This is a genomic window from Streptomyces sp. NPDC059957 (genome assembly GCF_042730015.1).
GTDB lineage: Bacteria > Actinomycetota > Actinomycetes > Streptomycetales > Streptomycetaceae > Streptomyces.
Map to the genome: position 1 here is coordinate 43,628 of NZ_JBHWMB010000049.1, position 22,395 is coordinate 66,022.

Annotated in this window: 17 protein-coding genes and 1 pseudogene; 5 read left to right on the forward strand and 13 right to left on the reverse strand. The window is 74.1% G+C overall.

The window, feature by feature from the left end:
* Positions 1–117: 117 nt before the first annotated feature.
* Entirely contained in the window at positions 118–2,898 is a 2,781-nt protein-coding gene (nirB, locus tag ACFWBW_RS28215) for a nitrite reductase large subunit NirB (RefSeq protein ID WP_385377925.1), read from the reverse strand.
* A gap of 271 nt (positions 2,899–3,169) precedes the next feature.
* Between nirB and ACFWBW_RS28220 the strand changes: the two genes are divergently transcribed.
* The 3 genes from ACFWBW_RS28220 to ACFWBW_RS28230 all read left to right on the forward strand — a co-directional run bounded on the left by ACFWBW_RS28220 (position 3,170) and on the right by ACFWBW_RS28230 (position 6,523).
* Positions 3,170–3,892 carry a sirohydrochlorin chelatase gene (locus ACFWBW_RS28220; RefSeq protein ID WP_385377928.1) on the forward strand — a complete coding sequence of 241 codons (723 nt, stop codon included), beginning with the start codon at positions 3,170–3,172 and terminating at the stop codon, positions 3,890–3,892.
* Positions 3,893–3,920: 28 nt separating this feature from the next.
* Entirely contained in the window at positions 3,921–5,075 is a 1,155-nt protein-coding gene (locus ACFWBW_RS28225) for a low temperature requirement protein A (protein ID WP_385377931.1), read from the forward strand.
* 188 nt (positions 5,076–5,263) lie between these two features.
* Complete coding sequence (locus ACFWBW_RS28230; RefSeq protein WP_385377934.1) at positions 5,264–6,523, forward strand: cytochrome P450; 1,260 nt, start codon at positions 5,264–5,266, stop codon at positions 6,521–6,523.
* A 131-nt stretch (positions 6,524–6,654) separates the two neighbouring features.
* Here the strand turns inward: ACFWBW_RS28230 and ACFWBW_RS28235 are convergent, their stop codons facing one another.
* Positions 6,655–7,149 carry a DUF5949 family protein gene (locus ACFWBW_RS28235; RefSeq protein WP_385377937.1) on the reverse strand — a complete coding sequence of 165 codons (495 nt, stop codon included), beginning with the start codon at positions 7,147–7,149 and terminating at the stop codon, positions 6,655–6,657.
* Between the two features lie 57 nt (positions 7,150–7,206).
* On the reverse strand, positions 7,207–7,812 hold the full coding sequence (locus ACFWBW_RS28240; protein WP_385377939.1) for a DUF4352 domain-containing protein: 606 nt from the start codon (positions 7,810–7,812) through the stop codon (positions 7,207–7,209).
* A gap of 174 nt (positions 7,813–7,986) precedes the next feature.
* Between ACFWBW_RS28240 and ACFWBW_RS28245 the strand changes: the two genes are divergently transcribed.
* Positions 7,987–8,448: a DUF6299 family protein gene (locus tag ACFWBW_RS28245; protein WP_385377942.1), complete on the forward strand. Its 462-nt coding sequence runs from the start codon at positions 7,987–7,989 to the stop codon at positions 8,446–8,448.
* A gap of 161 nt (positions 8,449–8,609) precedes the next feature.
* Here ACFWBW_RS28245 and ACFWBW_RS28250 read toward each other — a convergent pair whose 3' ends face one another.
* From ACFWBW_RS28250 to ACFWBW_RS28270, 5 genes are all read right to left on the reverse strand, one after another.
* Positions 8,610–8,789: a hypothetical protein gene (locus ACFWBW_RS28250; RefSeq protein WP_385377944.1), complete on the reverse strand. Its 180-nt coding sequence runs from the start codon at positions 8,787–8,789 to the stop codon at positions 8,610–8,612.
* Positions 8,790–8,898: 109 nt separating this feature from the next.
* Positions 8,899–10,905, reverse strand: coding sequence for a SpoIIE family protein phosphatase (locus ACFWBW_RS28255; RefSeq protein WP_385377947.1), 2,007 nt, complete (start codon positions 10,903–10,905; stop codon positions 8,899–8,901).
* A gap of 128 nt (positions 10,906–11,033) precedes the next feature.
* On the reverse strand, positions 11,034–11,408 hold the full coding sequence (locus tag ACFWBW_RS28260) for a hypothetical protein (RefSeq protein WP_385377950.1): 375 nt from the start codon (positions 11,406–11,408) through the stop codon (positions 11,034–11,036).
* Between the two features lie 32 nt (positions 11,409–11,440).
* Complete coding sequence (locus ACFWBW_RS28265; RefSeq protein ID WP_385377953.1) at positions 11,441–12,706, reverse strand: NAD(P)-binding domain-containing protein; 1,266 nt, start codon at positions 12,704–12,706, stop codon at positions 11,441–11,443.
* A 121-nt stretch (positions 12,707–12,827) separates the two neighbouring features.
* Entirely contained in the window at positions 12,828–14,135 is a 1,308-nt protein-coding gene (locus ACFWBW_RS28270) for an ATP-grasp domain-containing protein (RefSeq protein WP_385377956.1), read from the reverse strand.
* Between the two features lie 294 nt (positions 14,136–14,429).
* Here ACFWBW_RS28270 and ACFWBW_RS28275 point away from each other — a divergent pair, with 294 nt between their 5' ends.
* Positions 14,430–16,163 carry a glycosyl hydrolase gene (locus ACFWBW_RS28275; protein WP_385377959.1) on the forward strand — a complete coding sequence of 578 codons (1,734 nt, stop codon included), beginning with the start codon at positions 14,430–14,432 and terminating at the stop codon, positions 16,161–16,163.
* 14 nt (positions 16,164–16,177) lie between these two features.
* Here the strand turns inward: ACFWBW_RS28275 and ACFWBW_RS28280 are convergent, their stop codons facing one another.
* From ACFWBW_RS28280 to murJ, 5 genes and pseudogenes are all read right to left on the reverse strand, one after another.
* Positions 16,178–17,329 (reverse strand): GNAT family N-acetyltransferase, encoded by a 1,152-nt coding sequence (locus tag ACFWBW_RS28280; protein WP_385377962.1) that lies wholly within the window; start codon positions 17,327–17,329, stop codon positions 16,178–16,180.
* Complete coding sequence (locus ACFWBW_RS28285) at positions 17,326–18,024, reverse strand: lipopolysaccharide biosynthesis protein (protein ID WP_385377965.1); 699 nt, start codon at positions 18,022–18,024, stop codon at positions 17,326–17,328. The genes ACFWBW_RS28280 and ACFWBW_RS28285 overlap by 4 nt, the downstream gene beginning before the upstream one ends.
* Positions 18,025–18,440: 416 nt before the next feature.
* Positions 18,441–19,583: pseudogene (locus tag ACFWBW_RS28290) on the reverse strand (glycosyltransferase); the annotation flags it as partial.
* Entirely contained in the window at positions 19,580–20,356 is a 777-nt protein-coding gene (locus ACFWBW_RS28295; protein WP_385377968.1) for a polysaccharide deacetylase family protein, read from the reverse strand. The pseudogene ACFWBW_RS28290 and the gene ACFWBW_RS28295, both read right to left, overlap by 4 nt.
* On the reverse strand, positions 20,346–22,395 hold a 2,050-nt coding region (murJ, locus tag ACFWBW_RS28300), incomplete at its 5' end, for a murein biosynthesis integral membrane protein MurJ (RefSeq protein ID WP_385377971.1). The genes murJ and ACFWBW_RS28295, both read right to left, overlap by 11 nt.

The window sequence follows — 22,395 nt, forward strand, 5'->3', positions numbered from 1 at the left end:
GCCCTGACCTTCTTAGGGTCCGCCTACAGGGGCGCCTGATATCAGGGGAGAACGTCGTGTGGGCGACAGGACAAGGTCCCGTCGCCCACGGTGCGTTGGCAGGGCGGCCGCAGAGCCTTAGGGCCCCAGGTCCACCAGCGGCAGCGACACCTCGGGGTCGTCCAGGCAGATGCCGGTCCGCAGGTCGAAGACCTGCTTGTGCATCGGCGAGGCCACGACCGGCACCCCGTCGCGCGAGCCCATGATGCCGTTGGCGATCACGTCGGCGCCCGAGAAGGGGTCCCGGTTGCCGACCGCGTAGACCTCGCCCGCGCGGTCCTTGAAGACCGCGGCCTCGGTGCCGTCCGGCAGTACCGCGGTCCGCCCGCGGCCCGGCTCCAGGGACTGCGCGGCGCCCGCGACGGCCGCCCCGAAGTCCACGCTCCCGAAGCGCTCCAGCGCCGCCGGGTCCTCCAGGACCGCGGACCACTCGTCCTCGTACGCCGACACGTGGCGCTCCATCTGCGCCTCCAGTTCCGCGCAGACGCCGAGCGAGTCCTCGATCAGGACGGCCTTCAGGTGGTCCAGGCCCGCGCCGCTGCCGCCGAGCCGCTCCAGCCAGGCCGACGTGCGCTCCAGGCGCTCGCCGGTGCGGATGTAGTACATGAGGAACCGGTCGATCAGCGCGAAGAGTTCGGCGGTGTCCAGGTCCGAGGCCAGCAGGTCGGCGTGGCGCGGGGTCGCGCCGCCGTTGCCGCTGACGTACAGGTTCCAGCCGTTGGCGGTGGCGATGACGCCGATGTCCTTGCCCCGGGCCTCCGCGCACTCCCGCAGGCAGCCCGAGACGCCGCCCTTGAACTTGTGCGGGGTGCGCAGGCCCCGGTAGCGCAGCTCCAGGTCGATCGCGAGCTGGATGGAGTCGCCCTGCCCGAAGCGGCAGAAGCGGGCTCCCACGCAGGACTTCACCGCGCGCAGGGACTTCCCGTACGCCTGTCCGGACTCGAATCCGGCGCCGCCGAGGCGCCGCCAGATGTCGGGCAGCTGCTCCTTCTCGACCCCGAAGAGGCCGATGCGCTGGGCTCCGGTGATCTTCGTGTAGAGGCCGTAGTCCCGGGCCACCTCGCCCAGAGCGATGACCTGCTCGGCCGTGATCTCGCCGCCGGCGACGCGCGGGATGACCGAGTAGGTGCCGTCCTTCTGGAGGTTGGCGAGGAAGAGGTCGTTGGAGTCCTGCAGGGCCGCCTGCTCGCCCGCGAGGATGTGTCCGATGCCGAGGTCGGGGGCGAGGGTGCCCAGCACGTTCGCGACGACCGGCTTGCAGACGGCGCAGCCCTCGCCGCCCTCGCCGTAGGTCTCCAGCAGTTCGCTGAAGCTGCGGATGCGCTCGGTGCGGATCTTCTCGTAGATCTCCGCCCGGGTCAGGGTGAAGTGCTCGCACAGGCCTCGTGCCTTCTCTATGCCCGCCGCGGCCAGTTCGGCGTCCAGGACCGCCTGCAGCGTGCCGATGCAACCGCCGCAGCCGGTACCGGCCTTGGTGCACTTCTTGATGCCGCCGATGTCGGTGAGGGATTCCGCGACGACCGCCTCGCGCACCCTCCCCTTGGTGATGTTGTGGCAGCTGCACACGACCGCGTCATCGGGCAGCGCGTCCGCGCCGGGCAGCGCCACGCCCTCGCCCGACGGCAGGATGAAGGCCTCCGGCGGGGCCGGCAGCTGCCGGCCGGCGTGCGGCTTCAGCGAGCCGTACGCCTCCGCGTCGCCGACCAGGATTCCGCCGAGGAGCGCGCCGTCGGGGCCCAGCAGCAGCTTCTTGTAGACGCCTTCGCGGGCGTCGGAGAAGACCACCGAGACCGCCCCGTCCCGGCCTTCGGGGGCGAAGGGGTCGCCGAAGGAGGCCACGTCGGCGCCCATCAGCTTGAGCTTGGTGGAGGTGTCGGCCCCGGTGAAGGTCAGCTCGCCCGCGCCCGCGAGGGCCTCGGCGACGGTCTCGGCCATCTGGTAACCGGGCGCGACCAGCCCGTACACCTTGCCGTCGACGGTCTGCGCGCACTCGCCGATCGCGTAGACGTACGGGTCGCTGGTGCGGCAGTGGCCGTCCACGACGACCCCGCCGCGGTCGCCCACGGCCAGGCCGCACTCGCGGGCCAGGCGGTCGCGCGGCCGGACACCGGCCGAGAAGACGACGACGTCGGAGCCGATCTCCTCGCCGCTGGTCAGCCGCAGCGCCTGCGCCCGCCCGTCGGGGTGGATCTGCACGCCGGCCGCACCGACGCCCGTGTGCACGGCGACGCCCATGGACTCGATGGTGGCCCGCAGGGCGGCCGCGCCGCCGTCGTCCACCTGCAGCGGCATCAGCCGGGGCGCGAACTCCACGACGTGCGTGGCCAGTCCGAGCGTGCGCAGTGCGCCCGCCGCCTCCAGGCCGAGGAGCCCGCCGCCGATGACGACACCGGTACGGACCTCCGCGTTCGCGGCGTACGCGGTCAGGGCCTCGACGTCGTCGAGCGTGCGGTACGTGAAGCAGCCCTCGGCGTCGGCGCCGTCGATCGGCGGCACGAAGGGGTAGGAACCGGTGGCCAGCACGAGCGCGTCGTAGCGGAGCACGTCGCCGGAGCGGGCGGTGACCGTACGGGCCGTGGTGTCGATGAGCTCCGCCGGGTCGCCGAGGCGCAGGTCGATGCCGTGCGTCTCCAGGAAGCCGGGTGCGACCAGGGACAGCTCCTCGCCGGTGGAGCCCGTGAAGGCCGCGGACAGGTGCACGCGGTCGTAGGCCGGACGCTCCTCCTCGGCGAGGACGGTGACCTGCCAGCCGCCGCGCTCGGGGCGGGCCGGGCCGGCGAGCGCGTCACGCTCGGCGAGCGCCTCCAGCAGGCGGTGCCCCACCATTCCGTGGCCGATGACAACCAGCGTCTGCCCCATGGATCTCACTCCGTGTCCCTGTGCCGCGCGGTCCCGGGGCGGCCAGGGCGGCCGGGCGAGGACGTCACGCGTGCATGCGTTCCGACTCTTCGACGGTAGGTCGGCGCCACGGCCCCGAACGCCCGAAAAGGACCCCTGGGGACGGGGAAACGACCCTTTCCGCACAGGACCTCCGGCCCGCCCCGCGGGCCCTTGGCCAGGCTGTCCCGGGGCCGCGCCGCGCCTAGCGTGGGAGGGGGGACCCACGGGGTGGTTCAGGGAGGCAGACCTCATGCTCGTCATCGCCGTCCACGGCAGCGCCGTCCCGGAGGCCGCCGCAACCATTGACCGGCTCGTCGCCGCCGTCGAGGCCATCAGCGGGGTGCACGCGCTGGTCGGGCACCTCGACGTGCAGCGCCCCTCGCTCGCCGAGGTCGTACGGGAACACCCGCGCGCGGTGGTGGTCCCGCTGCTGCTCGGCGACGGTTTCCACCGCCGCGTCGACATCCCCGCCGTACTGGAGGGCACCGGCTGCACCCTCACCGAGGGCCTCAGCGGCGAGCGCGACGTCGCCCGCGCCCTGCACGGCCGGCTGCGCGAGGCGGAGCGGCGCCGGGGCCCGTACACCCGGGCCGACGCGGTGGTGGTGGCCGGAGCCGGCTCCTCCCGCCCCGGCGGCAACGCCGGTACGGAGGCCTGCGCGGCCCAGCTGGCCTCCCTGCTGGAGTACGACGACGGCGCGGCCCCCGTCCCCGCGGTCCCCGCCTACCTCACCTCCGCCGGGCCCACCGTCCCCGAGGCCCTGGCCTCCCTCCAGGACGCCGGGTACCGCCGGATCGCGGTGGCCGCGCACCTGCTGGCCCCGGGCCGCTTCATGCGCACCCTGAACGCCTCGGCCGCCTGGACGGTCTCGGAGCCGCTGGCCGACCACCCGCGCCTCGCCCGGCTCGTCCTGGGCCGCTACGAGTCCGCCCGGGGCACACGGGCCCTGAGGGCCGCGCGCCTCGCCTGCTGAGCCCCGTAGGGCTGCTGTCCTGGACGGCATGCCTCTGGCCTACGTACCCATGACCGCCCGCAGCCGGGACGAGGGCCACCGCGCCGCGACCCCGCTGGAACTCTTCTTCGACCTCTGCTTCGTCGTCGCGATCGCGCAGGCGGGCGCGGCCCTCGTGCACGCGCTGGCCGAGGGCCACCCCGGCACCGGCGTGATCAGCTACTCCTTCGTCTTCTTCGGCGTGTGGTGGGCGTGGATGAACTTCACGTGGTTCGCCTCCGCCTACGACTGCGACGACGTGCCGTACCGGATCGCGACGCTCGTCCAGATCTGCGGCGTGCTCGTCTACGCCGCGGGCGTGAGCCGGGCGTTCGACCAGAACGACTGGACGGTGGCCGTCATCGGCTACCTGATCATGCGCGTCGCACTCACCGCCCAGTGGCTGCGCGCCGCCTCCGGCGAGAGCGGCGAGGCCCGCACGGCGGCCCTGAAGTACGCGGCAGGGCTGGTCCTGTGCCAGGCCGGCTGGGTGGCGCTGCTGTTCGCCCCGGACGGCTCCAAGCGCTGGCTGTTCCTGATCCTGGTCGCCGCCGAGCTGCTGGTTCCGGTGATGGCGGAGCGCGGCCACCAGACACCGTGGCACGCCCACCACATCGTGGAGCGCTACGGCCTGTTCACGATCATCGTGCTCGGCGAGACGATCGCGGCGAGCACGGTGGCCGTGAAGTCGGCGCTCGACGAGCACGAGGCCCTGGGCGAGCTGCTGCCGATCGCGGCCGGCGGGCTGCTCATCGTCTTCGCCGCCTGGTGGATCTACTTCGCGGTGCCGATGCACGAGCACCTGACCTCCAACCGGGAGGCGATCCCGTGGGGGTACGGACACCTGCTGATCTTCGCCTCGGGCGCGGCGATCGGCGCGGGCATCGAGGTGGCGGTCGAGCACGCGGTCGGCAAGGCCCACGTCTCGCAGCTCGCCGCGAACGCGGCCGTCACCGTCCCGGCCGCGCTCTTCCTGCTGATGGTCTGGCTGCTGCACTCCCGCCACTTCAAGCGCGGCATCGCCCAGCAACTGACCCTGCCGGTCTCCGCCCTCGCGGTACTGGCCTGCTCGTGGACGGGCACGTACGCCGTCCTGTACGCGGGCCTGGTCACGGCGGCGACGGTGGCCATCGGCCTGACCCTGGCGTCGCGTGCCGACCGTTGACGCCGTGTGGCGCCGCGCCGGCGAGGCCGGATATGGCCGGCGCCGTCCCGCCAAGTGCGGGCTGGATCGCCCGCAGGGCACTTTCAGCCCCGCCGGCGTTTGAGGCGCGGGGGTCCGGGGGCTGAGCCCCCGGCAACGGCGCCGCGCCGGACCCGTCACCCCCGCGCCCCCGGCACCGTTTTCAGCCCATGACACTCCCCGCACAACGCCCCGGCCCAACCACCGGCCCAGCCCCCGGCAGGGAATTGGCCGAGCCGGCCTTCTGGCAGGCGCCCCCCGCCCACCGACTGGCCGCCTTCGCCCGCCTCCGGGCCCTGGACTCCCCCGTGTTCGTCCCCGAAGGGAGCGGGCACTGGGCCCTCGTACGGCACGCGGACGTGCAGGAGGCGAGCCGGCTGCCCAAGGTGTTCGCCAGCGCGCCCGGGGTGACGACGCCCGAGCCGGCCCGGTGGGTGCGTGCGCTGTTCGGGGACTCGATGGTCAACCTGGACGGCGCCGAGCACGCGCAGCTGCGCAAGATCGTGCAGCGGGCCTTCACCCCCCGGCTGCTGGCGGCCGCCGAGGAGGACATCCACGCGGTGGCGGCACGCATCGTGGACGACGTGCTGGACCGGCGGCCGGACGAGTTCGTCGAGGCGGTGGCCTCGAAGCTGCCCCTGGAGGTCATCTGCAACATGATGGGCATCCCGGAGCGCTACCGCGCCGAGATCGCCGACCGCGTCAACCACGCCTCCGAGAACATCGGTGTCGAGCGGGGCCTGACCGCCCGGCTGCGGGTGCCCGGGCGCGGGCTGCGGGCCCTGGCCCGGATGCAGCGGATGGTGGCGGGGATCGGGCGGGAGCGGCGCGAGAACCCGACCGACGACCTGATCTCGGCCCTGGTCTGCGCGAACGTGGACGGCGAGGCACTCGGCGCTCGCCAACTCGGCGCGTTCTTCTCCCTGTTGATGGTGGCCGGGGTCGAGACCACCCGCAACGCCATCACCCACGGCCTGACGCTGCTGACCGACCACCCCGGCCAACGCGACCTGCTGCTCGCGGACTTCGAGGCGCACGCGGACGGCGCGGTGGACGAGATGATCCGCCACTCCACGCCGATCATCCAGTTCCGCCGGACGGTCGTCGCCGAACACACCCTGGGCGGCCACGCGTTCGTCCCCGGCGACAAGGTGGTGCTGTACTACGCCTCCGCCAACCGCGACGAGGCCGTCTTCCCCGATCCGGACGCCTTCGACATCACCCGCTCCCCCAACCCCCACCTGGGGTTCGGCGGCGGCGGACCGCACTTCTGCCTGGGCGCGCACCTGGCGCGGGTGGAGATGAAGGCGCTCTTCCGCGAGCTGCTGACCCGCCCGGTCGGCCTGCGCGCGGTCGGCCTGCCCGACCTGGCCGGGTCCAGCTTCGACAACCGGGTCCGCTCGCTGCGCTTCGCCTTCGAACAGCCTTAGGCCGGGCGGCCGGACCGCCGCAGGGCTCCGGCCCGCAAACGCGGACCGGCCACCGGGCAGGCTGGGGGCCCGGCGGCCGGAGCGGGTACCGACGCGCGGCGTGCGCGCGAGGGGGGTGCCTGCGCGAGGCCCTAGCGCTGCAGGCGCCGCACCGCGAGGACGGCGTGGGCGCTGTGGTTGAGCACCTCGGTGTCGCCCGCGAACGCCTGCAGCGTCTCGGCGTCGACCGGCCGGCCGGGAACCGCCTCGGGCCAGGCGCGGGTGGCGAAGAGGAAGTACGCCTGACCGCTGTCGGCCGCCGCCTTGACCCACTCCGGCGGGGCGACGCACTTCGCGTTCATGCCCGGCAGTGTCAGTGCGATCTGGTTGCCCTCCAGGAGGATCTGCACCGGGAAGGAAGCCGGGTTGCGCACGCCGTCCATCACCACGTCGCCGATGGGCAGGCCGATCTCCTCCAGCAGCCCGCGGGCGGCCGCCTCGCTCGCCTCGGGACCGTCGGGACCGTCCCCGAGGATGTAGGCGAGGAGATAGGGAATGTCGTGGGCCTCGTCGGGGTCGCCGATCCACGCGAGCACCGAAAGGGTGCCGAGCTTGGAGCGGTCGAGTTCGGCCTGGGTAGAAGTCATGCGCCGCACCTTAGTGGTCGACGACCCGGCCCTTTGACGCCGTTTCACCCGGGCGGGCTAGACCGTCCAGAAACCACCTCCGGAATTCGCCACCATGTTCGCGTCCTGGTACTGGAGCCGCACGATGCGCGCGTTTTCCGGAATTTCGAACACCACCCATCCTTCGGCCCGCTCACCGACCGCGAGGGAATCGAAGACGAGCGGTTTGCCGGTGGTGAGCTCCCCGGTGGGCACCACCGGGTGGCGCTGCCCCGCGCCGTCGAGCGCCCACATGCGCCCGAGAGCCCCGTACGAGGCCCCGCCCACGTTGACGAACGACATCGAGGCGGCCACCCAGCGCTTGCCCGCCGCCGGGGCGAAGTTCTTCTCGACGCTGATCGCGGGGTCGACGTAGGCGCCCAGCACCACCTGGAGGTGACGGCCCACCTCCTTGCCCCTGACCCGTACGGAGTCACCCACACGGGCGTCCTTCGAGGCGGCCCGGGCCACCCCTTCCCGCTCCGCCGAGGGATCGTCCCCGACCCCCGGCACACCGTCGTCCACGGGTACGGCGGGCACCGCGGCCGGGGCGAGCGCGGCCCCTTCGGGGGCGCCGGAGCAGGCCGTGGCACCGAACAGCAGGAGCGGGAGGAGGGCGGCCGTGGCAAGAGCGGACTGACGCATGCGGGATCCCTTCGGGGATCTTCGGGGGTGTATTCCGGTCAGTCTCACGCGCCCGAGCGGGCAATTGCACACACCGACACGATCCGGCGGAACGCATTGACCTCCATATGCCAGCACAATGCGTTCCGGCGGAATTCCGCAACCCCTTGCCCCCCTCGTCCAACAGGAGGAACGATGGCCACGACCGGCCCCCGCATGGCCTTGGCCGCACTCGCCGCACTGGGCGCCACGGCGGTATTCACCGCCCCGGCGAATGCCGCGCCCCACGGCAGTGGAATGTACGTACGTGACATTTACGTATCTTCGGAAGCCCACATCGCTCCCGACGGCACGATCCACCTTTCCGGTGAGTACCGCTGCACCGCCCCGTCACCCTCGGGAGCGGTTCAGATCAAGGCGACCATCGAGCAGGACGACGTACGCCTCAGCATCGGCGGCGGCGACGCCCAGTGCGACGGCGCGGTGCACGACTGGTCGGCGCACGGCACGCTCCGGCTCACCCCGACCGTGCACGCCGGCGAAGCACTGGCCAAGGCCGAGCTGCAGGAGATCCGCTTCGGCGGCGGACTGCTCCCCCGGTCGGTCGACACGATCGCGCAGGACGCCCGCCCGGTCCGCGTGATCGACCACCGGTAGCCGCCGCCCGCGGTGCGCGCGCACGCCCCTCCGGTAGCCGCCGCTACCGGGACCCGGGCGTCGGCCGCGGCCGCAGCAGCGGCAGCGGCAGCGGCAGCGGCAGCGGCAGCGGCAGCGGCAGCGGCAGCGGCCGGACAGGTCCCGTCAGCGGGACCGGCCCGTCAACGGCACGCGGGCGCCTCGCCCGTCATCGACATGAAGGCCACCGTCTGACACCCCGGGTCCGTTTCCGGACGCCCGGTCGACCAGTCCACCGCCGTCGCCGCACCGACCGCGCACAGCAGCAGTGCCAGGACGCCCGTCACCGCGCGCCTGCTCAGCCGGCGCACGGCAGATTCCACAGAAACCGTTCCATGGCGGCATCATCACCCCGCCCCCGCCGCCCCACAACTCGACGTGAGCGACCGGTGACGTACCGCGCCCACATTGCCCGTCCCCCGCGGAGCGCCCTCACGGCGCGCTCCGCGCCGCGCTGCCCGCCGCCGAGAACTCGCACCACACCGCCTTGCCGTCGCCCCGGGACTCCACCCCCCAGTGCGTGGCCAGCGCGTCCACCAGCAGCAGCCCGCGCCCCGTGGTCGCCGACTCCCCCGGGGTGCGCCGCCGCGGCCACACGCTGGAGCGGTCCTTGACCCACAGCCGGATCCGCCGGACCGGCTCCGGCAGCACCTCCATCGTGAGCACCGCTCCGCCGTCGGTGTGCAGCAGGGCGTTGACCAGCAGCTCTCCCGCCGCCAGCTCCACGTCGTCGGCGAGTTCCGGCATGCCCCAGTCGCGCAGCGCCTGCCGCAGGGCGTAGCGGGCCTCGGAGAGCCCCTCCGGGTCCGCCTGGTGGACGTACTGGTGGATGCGCGGGGCCCGGTGGGTGCCCGGGTCCGGGGCCCGGCGCAGCACCAGCAGGGCCACGTCGTCGCCGGAGCCCCAGCGCTCCCACAGCCGGTCCGAGAGGTGGTCGGCGAGCGCCCCGGCCCCCTGGGGGCCGCTGCGGACCGCGTGGGCGAGGGCTTCCATGCCCTGGGTGATGGCGGTGCCGGGCTCCTCGACGAGCCCGTCGGTGCACAGCACGAGGGTCTCGCCGGGGACCAGGTCGAGCCGGGTCTCGGGGAACTCCTCCTGCTCGAAGAGCGTGGCCAGGCCGAGCGGCAGGCCGCCGCGCACGTTGGGCCAGCCCGTTCGCCCGTCCGTGTGCCGGATCAGCGGTCCCAGGTGGCCCGCGCGGACCGCCCGTACTCCTCCGGTCTCCAGGTCCACCTGCGCGTACATGCAGGTCGCGAACCGTTCGGTGTCCAGCTCGGCCAGGAAGCGGGAGGCGCGCGCCAGCACGGTGGAGGGCGGATGCCCCTCGCCCGCGTAGGCCCGCAGTGCGATGCGGAGCTGGCCCATGATGGCGGCGGCGTGCGTGTCGTGGCCCTGTACGTCGCCCACGACGATGCCGACGCGGTCACGGGGCAGCGCGATCACGTCGTACCAGTCACCGCCGACCTCGCGCCCGCTCCAGGCCGAGTGGTAGCGCACGGCGATCTCCCCTCCGGTGATCTCGGGGATCCGCCGCGGCAGCATGGCCGCCTGCAGCATGGTGGCGAACTCGCGCTCCTGGTCGAAGAGGAGCGCCCGCTGGAGCGACTGGGCGACGATGCCCGCCAGGCCCAGGCAGAGGTTCTGCTCCTCGGGACTGAAGTCGGTGCGGCGGCGGTAGAAGAGCACCAGTCCGCCGATGGCCTCGGCCTGCGCGATGAGCGGGAGGTAGGCGGCCGCGTCGTACTGGATGCGGCTCAGGTAGTCGGAGAGGAGCGGGAACTCGGCGGCCAGCTCCGTCAGCGAGGTGACGAAACGCGCCTTCCTGCTGAGCACCGCCTGCGACAGCGGCAGCGAGCCGTCCAGCCGGGTGAACTTGCGCTCGCTGAGGATCTCCAGGGACTCACCGCTCAGCGCGATGATCTTGATGTGGCCGCCCTCGACCAGCCCCAGCGCCATCCCGTCGACGCCGAGCCGCTCCAGCGCGCCCGCGCCCGTCAGCGTGGCCGTCACGTCGTCGACCGTCACCGCCCGCGACAGGGCCTCCGTGGTCCGCTGCACGATGGTCGCCTGCTGGGCGCGGGCCGATTCGAGCTTGCGCAGCACCGTGAGGTGGGCGAGCTCGGCCGTCGCGTCCCGGACGATGCCGACGATGCGCACCGGACGGCCCTCCGCGTCCCGCAGGACCCGGCCCTGGGTGTGGGTCCACTGGTCGCGGCCGTCGCGCCGCTGCACCGTGAAGTACTGGCCGTACGTCTCCTCCCCGGCGTCCAGGACGCCCTGGACGGTTTCCCGGAGCCGCGCGGAGTCGTCGATCGGGATCCGCAGCCCCAGGCTGTCGGGGGTGCCGTCGAAGTCCTCCGGTCCCAGGTCGAAGACGGCCATCCCGGCCTCGTCCAAGTCGAGGGTCCCCGCCCCGAGGTCCCACTCGAAGCTGCCCATCCTGTTGAGCGCGAGCCGCTCACCGGGGCCGACGAGGGGGTGCCGGGCGCTCCCGGGGCTCCCCGTGCTCGTGGGACCCTCCGGTCTCTTGTCGCGTCGCTCCGCCGCTGCCACGAGACTCACACCACCTAACGGCCGGGCCAGCACGGCTGGGAAATGAGCCGCTCCCACTCCTCGTCAGGATGCCCCGGAAGGGTGCGTCCGGCCTCCTGCCAGCGCTTGACGAGGGAGAGGTAGATCATCGAAGGGTCGTACGGGGCCTGCGCGTGCTGGGCCTGCGCGTGCCGGCCGTGCGCGTACGGATCCTGCGGATACGAGTCCTGCGCGTACGAGGACTGCGCGTACGGCGGCTGCGGGTACGAAGACTGCGGGTACGGGGGCTGCGCGTGCTCCGACTGCCCGTACGCCTGCGGGGGCGCCGCCCTCGTCGTGCCGGGCTGCTCCGCACGGCTGGCCGGGATCCTCACCCAGCCCCGGCCGCCCTGTGCGCGCTCATCGCTCATCGCGGACCCCTCTCACGTTGTGTGACTGGCTCTCACGCTTTGTGCCCCGCAGTCGAAGCCCGGTCGGTCCGGGGCGCACCGGTGGAACCCGTCAGAGGGCTCCGGGCCCCCAGACGCTTGCGGACTCCTGACACCAGTCTCCCCGCCGTGAAGCCGGCGCCGTGCACGAATCGCATGGAAGGGCCGAATGAGGGAGCGGTCAGCAGCCCGGCGAAGAACAGCCCCGGCCACGAGGACTCGAAGCCGGAACTCAGCTCCGGCGTCCCGCTCGCCCCTACGGTGCCCAGCGCGGCCCGCAGCCCCGCGTCGAGCAGCTCCAGCCGGGCCAGGTCCGGGGCGAAGCCGGTCGCCGCGATCACGTGCGAGGTGTCCAGGACGACGGACTCCCCGGCGGCGGTGGACAGCCCGAGCCGGGTCCGCCCGCCCGCCGGGACCGCCCGCTGCAACCGGTGCCCGAGCAGGACCGGGACCCGCCGCTCGAAGCGCTCCCGCAGCCACCAGGCTCCGGCCGGGCCGAGCGCGGTCGCCGCGATCCGCTCCCGGGTGGGCGCGGGCAGCCGGCGCACCGCCCAGGGCAGCTCCGACCAGGCCCAGCTGCGCCAGCCGGTGCCGAGGCCGCTGTGCGGATCGCGCAGGGAGCGCAGCGGGGGCCGCCGCAGCGGCTGCGGGACGGTGTTCCAGTTCAGCCGGGAGCGCCGGGCCACGAGGCACGGCCGGGCGCCGTTCTCCGCGAGCAGGGCCGCGGTCTCCAGGGCCGCCTGCCCGGCGCCGAGCACGGCGACCTCGCGGCCGGCGAAGCGGGTCAGGTCGCGGTGGCCGCTGCTGTGCGAGTAGTGGGCCGCGGGCAGTTCCCGTAGCGCCTCCGGGTACCGGACGAAGGGCATCACGCCCACGGCCAGCGCGACCGTCCGGGCGAGCAGCGGCGGCCCCTCGGCGGTGCGGACCAGGAAACCCCCGCCCTGCGGGGTGACTTCGGTGACGGTCGCCTCCTCCACCGGGGGTGCTGCGTGCCGGGCGAACCAGAGCCCGTACGCGCTGAACGTCCCGATGGGCAGCGGAGTTCCGTGTTCGGCGGCGATCCCGCGGCCCGCGCAGTACTCGGCCAGCGTGTAACGCCCGTCGGGGGCCGAGAGGTTGGAGGACCACGGCTCCGACTTGAGGTACATGCCCTCGGGCATGTGGTCCCGCCAGGAGGCCATGGGCCGCCCCAGGATCCGCACCCCGAGCCCCGCCCCGGCCGCGTGGGCGGCGATCGACAGCCCGTAGGGCCCCGCTCCGACCACCACGAGGTCGTCCATCCGTGTCACCGCAGTCCCTCCAGCCTCATGGTTCGTCCCCTGCCACCCGCGCCCCGCGCCGCCCCGCGCACTCACACCCCCATGCACCTTCTGCCCCTATGCGTCTTATGCCCCTACGGCGTCACCGCGTCACCAATTCGTCCGGCTCCGCCGGGGCCTCCGGCGGAGCCGTCCGCGAGCCGGACCCGCCGGATGCCCCGGCCGCGGCGGACGGGGGCAGCTCCCGGCCCCGCTGGCGCGGTGCGCGGACCACCGCCCGGGCCGTCCGGCGGCCCTGCGCGGGGACCCCGCGCAGCACCCGCATGCCCTTGACCGCGCCCCGCCCCAGGAAGGCGGCGAGCATCGCCAGGAACGGCATCGGGTCGTCGGCCGCGAACCACGCCGCCTCCACCCGCCCCCGCTCCCGGCCCCGGCCCCGGCGCGCGGGGGCCGCCGCAGCCGTCCGTACGGACCTCCCCGGCTCGGCGCCCGCCCCGGCGGGCGGGGCCGGGGGGCGGCGCGGGAGCGAGCGGCCGCGCACCGCCGCGAGCAGGGCGTAGTTCTCCGCCACGAAGACCCGGCCCGGTCCCCCGGACGGCTCCGGGACCCGCTGGCCCGTCAGATCCAGGTACATCGCCTGGACCACGTCCAGGCCGCCCGTGTCGGTGAAGAGCCTGAACTGCGCACCCGGACGCGGGTTGAAGTCCACCAGGCGGAAGACGCCCCGCTCGTCCCGGCGGAAGTCCAGGTCCAGGATCCCCTGGTAGCCGAGCCGCTCGGCGAGCCGCAGCCCCGCCTCCTCCACCGCCGGGTCCGGCAGCCACCGCCCGACCGCCGTCAGCCCCGTCCGCACCGGCCAGGACAGCTCCTTGCGCCCCGACCCGGTGAGCAGCGGTCGCCCGCCCCGGGCGAACGCGCCGTGGAAGAACCAGTCGGTGTCCGGCCCGGCCGGCAGGAACCGCTGGAGCAGCAGCCGGCTCCCCGCCTCCGCCGAGCGCTCGTACAGCCGGCGCGCCTCGGCGGCCGACTGGAGCAGGGTGGTGCTGCGCAGGCCCGTGCCCGCGGGCAGCAGCCACGGCCGGCTCCACTTGGCGATCACCGGGAGCCCCAGCCGCCACGCGGCCTCCGCCGCCTCGGCCCCGCTCCCCGGGATCACGGTCTCCGGGTGCGGTACGTCCCACCGGGCGCAGAGCCGCGACAGCTCGGCCTTGTCCGCCACCCGCGCCGGCAGGTCGTCGGGCTGATGGGGAATCCGGAAACGGTCCGTCAGCATCGGGCCGACCCGGGACACCGCGATCGCGCTCAGGTCGTCCATCGCGATGAGCACCGCCGGGCGGCCGATCCGCTCGGAGACCCCGGTCAGGCATTCCAGCAGCGCTTCGGGCGCTTCGGGGTCGACGCCGCCCGAAGGGCCGGGGTGCACGGCACGCAGGTAGCGCGAACGCCCCATGGGACCTCCCCCGGCCTCGACGACGGCATGGACCTCCACACCCGTGCGCCCAAGGGATCTGACGGCGCCGAGGGTTCCGTGGTGGAACGGATTCCGATCGAGTCTGAGCAGAACTGCTGGCACTTGGCTGGGATGCGCGTGCATGGGAACGGTGTCTTTCACCTAGTCGGACCAAGCGGGGAGGATGCGCACGTGCGAATGGCCTAGGAAGAGGTCACCGGACAGGCCATTCGTCAGATGTGATGCCTAACGTCTTTGGTAAGCACACCGATTCAGGAAAGCTCGGGAGACGCCATGCCCAGACCACGCCGCCGACTGGCGAGCACCTGCATCGGAACGGTGACGGCCGGACTGCTCGCGACCGGGGCCGCCCTCGCGGCACCCGAGGAGCAGAGCACCGGGTCCGAGATCGCCATGGGCGCCTACCTCGACTACGGGCCGCCCGGAGTGGCCCGCATCCCGTTCCTGTCGAACTGGCTGGGCGGCAAGGAGATCCGGGTCGGGCACACCTATCTGCCCGGCGACCAGTGGGCGGGCATCGAGGGCAACGTCAGCTTCCTCGACGACTGGGCGCAGTGGCGGCGCCAGCGGGACGACCGGCTGTTCGTCCTCAACGTGCCCATGCAGGAGCGCAACGAAGCCAGGGTCCCCGACTACCAGGTGGTCCAGCTGATCCGGGCGGGCGCGGACGGCCAGTACGACCGGCACTTCAAGAAGCTCGCCGAACGGCTGGTGGCGCTGGGCGTCCCGGACACGGTGATCGTGCTCGGCTGGGAGATGAACGGCACCACGTACACCCACCGCTGCGGTCCCGACCCGGAGAACTGGAAGGCGTACTGGAAGCGCGTCGTCAGCACGATGCGCTCCGTGCCCGGCCAGAAGTTCAAGTTCGATTTCAACCCGAACCGCGGCACGGACGCGATCGGCTGGACCAAGTGCTACCCGGGCGACGACGTCGTCGACATCATCGGGATGGATTCGTACGACCAGGGTCCCGGCCGGAACTTCGACGAGCAGATCAGCCAGCCGTACGGGCTCCAGCACCACGTCGACTTCGCGCGGGCACACGGCAAAGAGATCTCGTACCCGGAGTGGGGGCTGTTCCGCAACGGGGACAACCCGGAGTACATGCGGCGCATGCTGCAGTGGATCCAGAAGCAGAAGCCGCTCTACCACACCATCACCGACTACTGCCCGCACGGCGTCTGGCAGTGCAAGCAGAACCCGGCCTCGACGAAGGTCTTCCGCGAGGCGCTGACCCCGCAGCGGCCCGACCCGGTGATCCCGACCCCGGTCGTCCCGACCCCCGTGGTGCCCACGCCGGTCGTCCCGACCCCGCAGATCCCCACGCCGGAGATCCCGACGCCGGTCGTCACCCCGCCGGTCGTGCTCCCCAGCCCGGAGGTCCCGAGCCCGGTCGAAACCGGTCCGGTCAAGCCGAGCCCGGCCGTCCCCAGCCCGGCCGTTCCCAGCCCGCTGGTCCCGAGCCCGGCCGTCCCGAGCCCCGTGGAGCCCAGCCCGGTCGAGCCCAGTCCGGTCGAGCCCAGTCCGCTGGTCCCGAGCCCGGTCGTTCCGACTCCCTCGCCCGTGGTCCCGAGCCCTGAGGTCCCGGTCGAGCCCAGCCCGGCCGTCCCCAGCCCGGCCGTCCCCAGCCCGGCCGTCCCCAGCCCGGCCGTCCCCAGCCCGGCCGTCCCCAGCCCGGCCGTCCCCAGCCCGGCCGTGCCCAGCCCGGCCGTGCCCAGCCCCGTCGAGCCGAGCCCGCTGGTCCCGTCCCCCCAGGTCAGCCCGGTCGTCCCGGAGGTCCCGAGCCCGAGCCCGAGCCCGAGCCTGGTCGTGCCCAAGCCGGATCCCGTGGTGCCTTCGCCGGTGCCCAAGCCGACGACGCCCGTGCCGCCCGTACCGCCCGTCAACAGCACGGAGTGGTGCGTGCCGATCAACTTCGGCGAGTGGCTCTCCAAGCTGGTCGGCAAGCAGTCGGTCTGCGTCAAGGTCGACTGGGGCAAGGAGTCCGGCTTCTGGCCCTTCTAGGCGGGGAGTCGGGGTCATCGGACCCGCAGTTCGTTGAGCCGCACCCGCCAGTCCCTGGCGGCCGGCAACGCCTCCCGCAGTACGTCCACCGCCCGCTCGCGCCCCGTCACCTGCGACTCGTGCAGTCGCAGCAGGGGCGCGAGCGCGGCCGTGGCCATCAGGAAGCGCTGATTGACCACCGTCCGCGGCCGCCAGTGGTTCTTGTACGGCTCGTTGCCGCGCAGGAAGCTCACCACCGGGCGGCCTTCGGCGAGCGCGCGGGTGGTCTCGTAGCGCAGCAGCAGCGTGGCCACGTCCACCTTCCGGTCCCGCAGATCGGGATCGGCGCCGTAGAGGTAGCCGCCGCTGAGGGCCCCGGAGAGCAGGGTGAGGTTGGCGGCCACCACCTTCCCGTCGAGCCGGAACTCGGCCAGCCGCCCCTCCCCCGCGCGCACCATCCGCCGCGTGGCCCGGGTCAGGTGTTCGGCGAAGCGGGGCTTGAGGTGTTCGGGGGTCACCCCGCGGCCCCGCCACTGCTTCTCGTGCAGCCGCAGCAAGGTCCGTACCGCGCGCGGCACTTCCTGCTCGGTGACCTCGTGCTCCTCGATCCCCGCCGCGTCGGTCTTGCGGAGCTTGGCCCGCACCCGCTGGGCGCCGGAGGACGGCATCCGCTTGACCAGCTCGTCGAAGGGCATGGCCGGCAGCTCCATGCACGTCGAGTCGGTGAGCTTGCTGCCGATCCCGGGCCAGGCCGCGTACACGGCCTCGGCGGCGGCCCCGGGCCGCACCTCGCGCAGGTCGACGACCGCGCCCCGGGCGGCCCGGTGCAGACCGTTGGCCAGGGCGGGGACGACCTGGTCGGCGTGGGCCGCGGCCACGAGCACGTCGAAGTAGTCGGTGATGCCCCCGCCGAGGGGCACGAGCAGCGGCAGCGGCCGGTGTACGAGCATCAGCGCGGCCGCGCCGACCAGCTCCTCCCCGCGCCGCACCAGGACGATGCGGAGCCGGCCGTCCTTGCCGTAGGACAGCCACCAGGAGTGCAGCCAGGCGTGGCTCTGGAACGGAGTGGCGGTGGGACACGCGCGGACGAGCCGGTTCCACGGCTCCTCCAGCGCGGCGAACTGCCGGGGATCGCGGCACAGCGTCACCGACAGGGCCCCGGCGGAGCCGGAGGAGCCGAAGGTCATCGCACCGACTCCTTCTCCTTGGCCGCGGCCGGCTCACCCTGCGCGGGCAGCGAGGCGTACTCCTCGACGCTCTCCACGGCGGCTTCCGCCACGGGCCCCTCGTCCCGGCGCCGGGCGGCGGGCCGGGCCAGCAGCCACAGCCCTCCCAGCAGCCCGCCGGCGCACAGCCCGACCGCACCGCTGAGGGCGGGGGACGCGGAGGCGGGGTCGCTCGGCGCGACGGCCTGGTTGAAGAGGAGCAACTGCACGCCGGTGTTCTTGGCGGCCTGGTTGCTGCTCAGCGACAGGGCGTCGGCCACGGCGTTGGCGATGTCGGCGGCCTCACCGGCGCTCTTCGCGGTGCCGGTGATGGCGATCATCGGGGACTCGGGGGAGGTCTCGGCACGCACCTGGGTCCGCAGCTTCGCCACGCCGATGCCCGCGCGGGGCTGGGCGTACGCGAGGGTCGAACTGCTGGTGGCGATGCGGGCGTAGGCCTGGGCGAAGCCGAGGGCGGTGGCCGGCTCGGTGGTGTCGTCGGGGACCGCGACGACGTAGCTGGTGGCGGCGTACTCGGGTGCCTTGAGCACCCCGTACGCCCCGCCGGCCGCGAGCCCCAGCAAGGCGGCGGCGGGCAGCGGCCACCACGCGGGCGCCGGCAGCAGCCGCACCCTGCGCCGGTGGGTGGACTTCTTCTGGTCGGCGGTGTCCGCCATGTGCGTACCTCTTTCCTGGTGGAAGGGTGCTTGCTTCGGGGCCCGGTGCGGACCCCTGCGGGCTCGGATCAGCCGATGTCGCGCGCCGGGGCCATATCCGGACCGGCCGAGCCCGAATCCGGACGGGCCGAGCCCAGATCCGGACCGGCCGAACCCGAATCCGGACGGGCCGACCCCAGATCCGGACCGGCCGAACCCGAATCCGGACGGGCCGACCCCAGATCCGGACCGGCCGAGCCAAGACCCAGCCCCTCCGGCGTTTGAGGAGCGGGGGTCCGGGGGCTGGCCCCCGGCAGCGGCGCCGCACGGTCCGAGCCGGCCTGGGCCGAATCCAGCCCCGCCGAGCCCAAATCCAGCCCCTCCGGCGTGTGAGGAGCAGGGGTCCGGGGACCGGTCCCCGGCAACGGCGCCGCACCCCGGGACCCGGCCGGCGAAGCGGACATCGCCAGGTCGTACACGTGCCGCAGCTGCGCCGCCGAACGGCCGATGTCGTAGCGCCGCACCACCTCGGGCGGCGGCAGCCGCCGGACGCCGGCCTCCATGTGCCCCCGCAGCGCCGCGACGAGCTCCTCCGTGCCGGTGCCGATCCGCCGCGCCCCCGGCGCCTGCGCCGCGGGCAGGTCGTCGATCGCCGGGCAGGTGACGTGCAGCACCGGCAGCCCCGCCGCCAGCGCCTCGATCACCGCGAGCCCGAAGGCCTCCTCCTTCGACGGGGACACGAACACGTCCATCGCCGCGAGCAGCGCCGGGATCCCCGGGGTCCGCCCGTCGGCGGAGTCGCCCAGCGGATCCCGCTCCCCCAGCAGGTGGATCCGGCCCTGCGCCCCGAGCTCCGCGGCGAGCCGGCGCAGCGCCGCCCGCTCCGGCCCGTCCCCGGCGAGCAGCAGGTGCGCGCCGGGCAGCGCCGCCACCGCCCGCACCAGGACGTCGAACCGTTTGCCCGGCACCAGCCGGCCGACGCCGCCGACCACGAAGGCCCGCTCGGGCAGTCCGGTCCGGGTCCGGGTGGCCCGCCGTACGCCCTCGTCGAAGCGGAACCGCACGGCTTCGATCCCGTTCGGCACCACGTGCACCCGCCCGGCCGGGACCCCCCAGGCCTCCAGGCGGGCCGCCACGGTGTCCGAGACGGCCACGGTCGCGGCTCCCAGCCGCTCGCTCGCCAGGTACAGGGCGCGCACCCCGCCCGACAGCGGCCGCCCCTCCATCTCGGCGGCTCCCAGGGAGTGTTCGGTCGCCACGCTCACCCGTACGCCCGCGAGCCGGGCCGCGAGGCGCCCGTACACGCAGGCCCGGTACAAGTGCGTGTGGACCAGGTCGTAGCGGCCCCGCCGGATGAATTTGGCCAGCTTCGGGACCGCCCCCAGGTCGCGGTTGCCGCGCATCCCGAGGTGGACGACGCGGACCCCGTCCGCGCGCAGCCCCTCGGCGACCGGTCCGGGGTTGGTCAGCGTCAGGACGTCGCAGCGCATCGGCATGTGCCGCAGAAGCAGCCGCAGTTGCTGTTCGGCTCCGCCGACACCGAGTCCGGTGATGACGTGCAGCACCTTCCCGGGGCTCACAGGTGCACCGCCCGCCGCAGCTCGCGCACCTGGTGGCGCACCTGCTTGATCCGCAGGCGGGGGCCGCCGTCGGCCTGGCTGATGTGGGTACGGGGCATCGCGTGCGGTCCGGCGAGCCGGCCGGGGTCGATGGCGCAGGCGTACCCGTATCCGGCGGCCCGGGTCGCGGCGACGACCCGCGCGTCGAGGTGCCCGTACGGGTAGCAGAATCCGGCGGGCAGCGTCCCGGTCAGCTCCCGGATCAGCTCGCGGCTGCCGCGCAGCTCCTGCGCCAGTACGTCGTCGGGGGCCGCGGTGAGGTCCTGGTGGAGCAGCCCGTGCGAGCCGATCTCCTGTCCGGCGGCGGCGACTTCGCGGATGCCCTCGGCGGTGAGGAGGGGCTTGCGGGGGCCCAGCGGGTCCCAGACGTTGTCGACGCCGAGCCGCCCGGGCAGCACGAAGAGGGTGGCGGTGAAGCCGTGGCGGAGCAGCAGCGGGAGTGCGCGGGTCAGGAAGTCGGTGTAGCCGTCGTCGAAGGTCAGCCCGACCAGCCCGGCGCCCCGCCCGGCGGCGCGGGCGGACAGCAGCTCGCCGACGGACACCCCGCGCAGCCCCCGGGAGCGCAGCCACAGCAGCTGGGCCTCCAGCGCGTGCGGGGTGACGGTGATGCCGTACGGGTCCTCGGCGGGATCGGTGAACTCGGCGACGGAGTGGTACATCAGGACCCACGGCGAGCCGGTGCGGCGGGCGGGGGCCGCGGCGGCGGGGCGCGCCGTTTCGGTGTCAGCGGACATTGCGGAACCTCTGGGTGAGCTGGGAGGTGAGGTGAGCGGTGAGCTGGGCGAGCTGGCCCGGCAGGGCGGTGACCTCCAGGGCCCGTATGGCCATGCCGGTGGCTCCGAACATGGCCGGGACCAGCAGGCAGCCGAGGGCGGCGCTGACCAGCGGGTCGGGGATCATCGGCCCGGCGATCCAGCCGGTGGCGCAAGCGGCGAGGGCCGCGACGGAGAGCCGGCCGATGCTGATGGCGACCCGGCGGACCTGGATGGCGATGATCCGCGAGCCGAGGCCGGTGAGGAGCAGCACGGCGGTGGTGCTGATGCCGGCCGCGTTGGCGGCGGCGATCCCGTAGGTCCCCCACCAGCCGACGGCGAAGGCTCCGGCGACGATGTTGACGAGGAGTCCGGCGCCCATGGCGAGGGCGGGGAACCAGGTGGGGCGGGCGGTGGAGAAGAAGGGCCGGGAGAGCGCCCCGACGAGGCAGTGGCCGAGCAGGCCGAGGCCGTAGATCCGCATGACGGAGGCGGTGGCCGCGGTGTCGGCGGGGGTGAACGCCCCGCGTTCGAAGAGGACTTGGATGATCTGTGGGGCGTACCCGATGACGAGTGCGGTGCCCATGAGGACGGCGAGCGAGGCGAGCGCGAGGTCCTGCTCGACCCGCCTGCGGGCCTTCTCCCGCTCCCCGCCGGCCATGGCCTGGGCGACGACGGGGAAGGTGACGGTGCAGATCATCAGGGAGAGCACCATGGGCATCTGCGCGACTTTTTGGGCGTAGTTGAGGTGCGAGATGGCGCCTGGCGGCAGTCCGGCGGCGAGGAACCGCTCGACGAGCACCTGGGACTGCCGGAACACGGCGAAGAAGATGACCGGGGCGATGACCCCGAAGGCGATCAGCGTCGGCCGGTCGCGGTCGCGCTGGCTGCGCGGGGCGCCCTTGGCCCGGGGTGGTCCGAAGCCCACGTTGCGGATGAAGGCGGGCAGTTGGACCAGGACCATCAGCACTCCGCCGACGGCGACCCCGGCGGCGGCGGCGCGCACCCCCCACAGGGCGTGCAGGGCGACCATGGTCCCGATGATGCCGACGTTGTACGACACGTAGATGGCGGCGGGCGGTACGAAGGAGCGGTGCGCTCTGAGGGCGGCGCTGAAGTAGCCGGCGACGCCGAAGGACAGCACGGTCAGGGCCGTCCACCGGGTGCATTCGACGGCGAGCCCGGGGTCGGGCAGTCCCGGCGCGAGCACGCCCACGACGAGCGGCGCGGCGACGATGAGCACGGAGGCCACGGCGGCCAGGAGCACCAGCAGCCGCGGCAGCGTGGCCCCCACGAGCAGGCGTACGGGATCCTGCGCGCGGGCCTCCTGCCGGGTGAGCCCGGCCCTGCTGGAGGCCCGGCGGGCCAGGGCGTAGCTGAAGGCGGGCACCATCAGCAGGGCCATGGCGTCCTCGATGAGGAGCGTCGAGGCCATCTCAGGGACGGTCCAGGCGATGAGGAAGGCGTCGCTGTCGTGCCCGGCTCCGAAGAGGTGCGCAATGGTCTGGTCGCGGACCAGCCCGAAAACCGCCCCGGCGGCGGTGAGCCCGGCGGTGACGGCGGCCGCCTTGGCGAGCGCGCCGCCGCCCGAACGGGCCCCGTCGGCCGCCGCCTCGGAGCCGCCACCCCGGCGCCCGCCCCCCGCCGTCCCGCGCACCCCGTCCTCCCGCCCGGCCGCGGCACCGGGATCCCGGCCCGGCCCGGTCCGTACGGACCCGGCCGCCGCAGCGCCCAGTACGGGCCCGCGCACCGCCTCCGCGGTGCCCGGCTCCCCGCCCAGGGAGGCGGTTCCGACAGACCCGGATCCGGCAGGGCCGGGCCCCGGAGCGGCGGCGCCCCGGTCGAGTCCCGGGCCGGGGCGGCCGGTGGCCACCACACGGCCCGCTCCGGCGTCGCCGGCGGGGACGGGAAGGCCCACGTGCGCGGCGCCGCGTCCGGCGGACAGCGGCCCGCCCGAGGCGGCCACGCGGCTCGCGGTCCCGTCCGGGCCCGCGGCCGGCGCGGCGGGGGGTAAGGGCGGG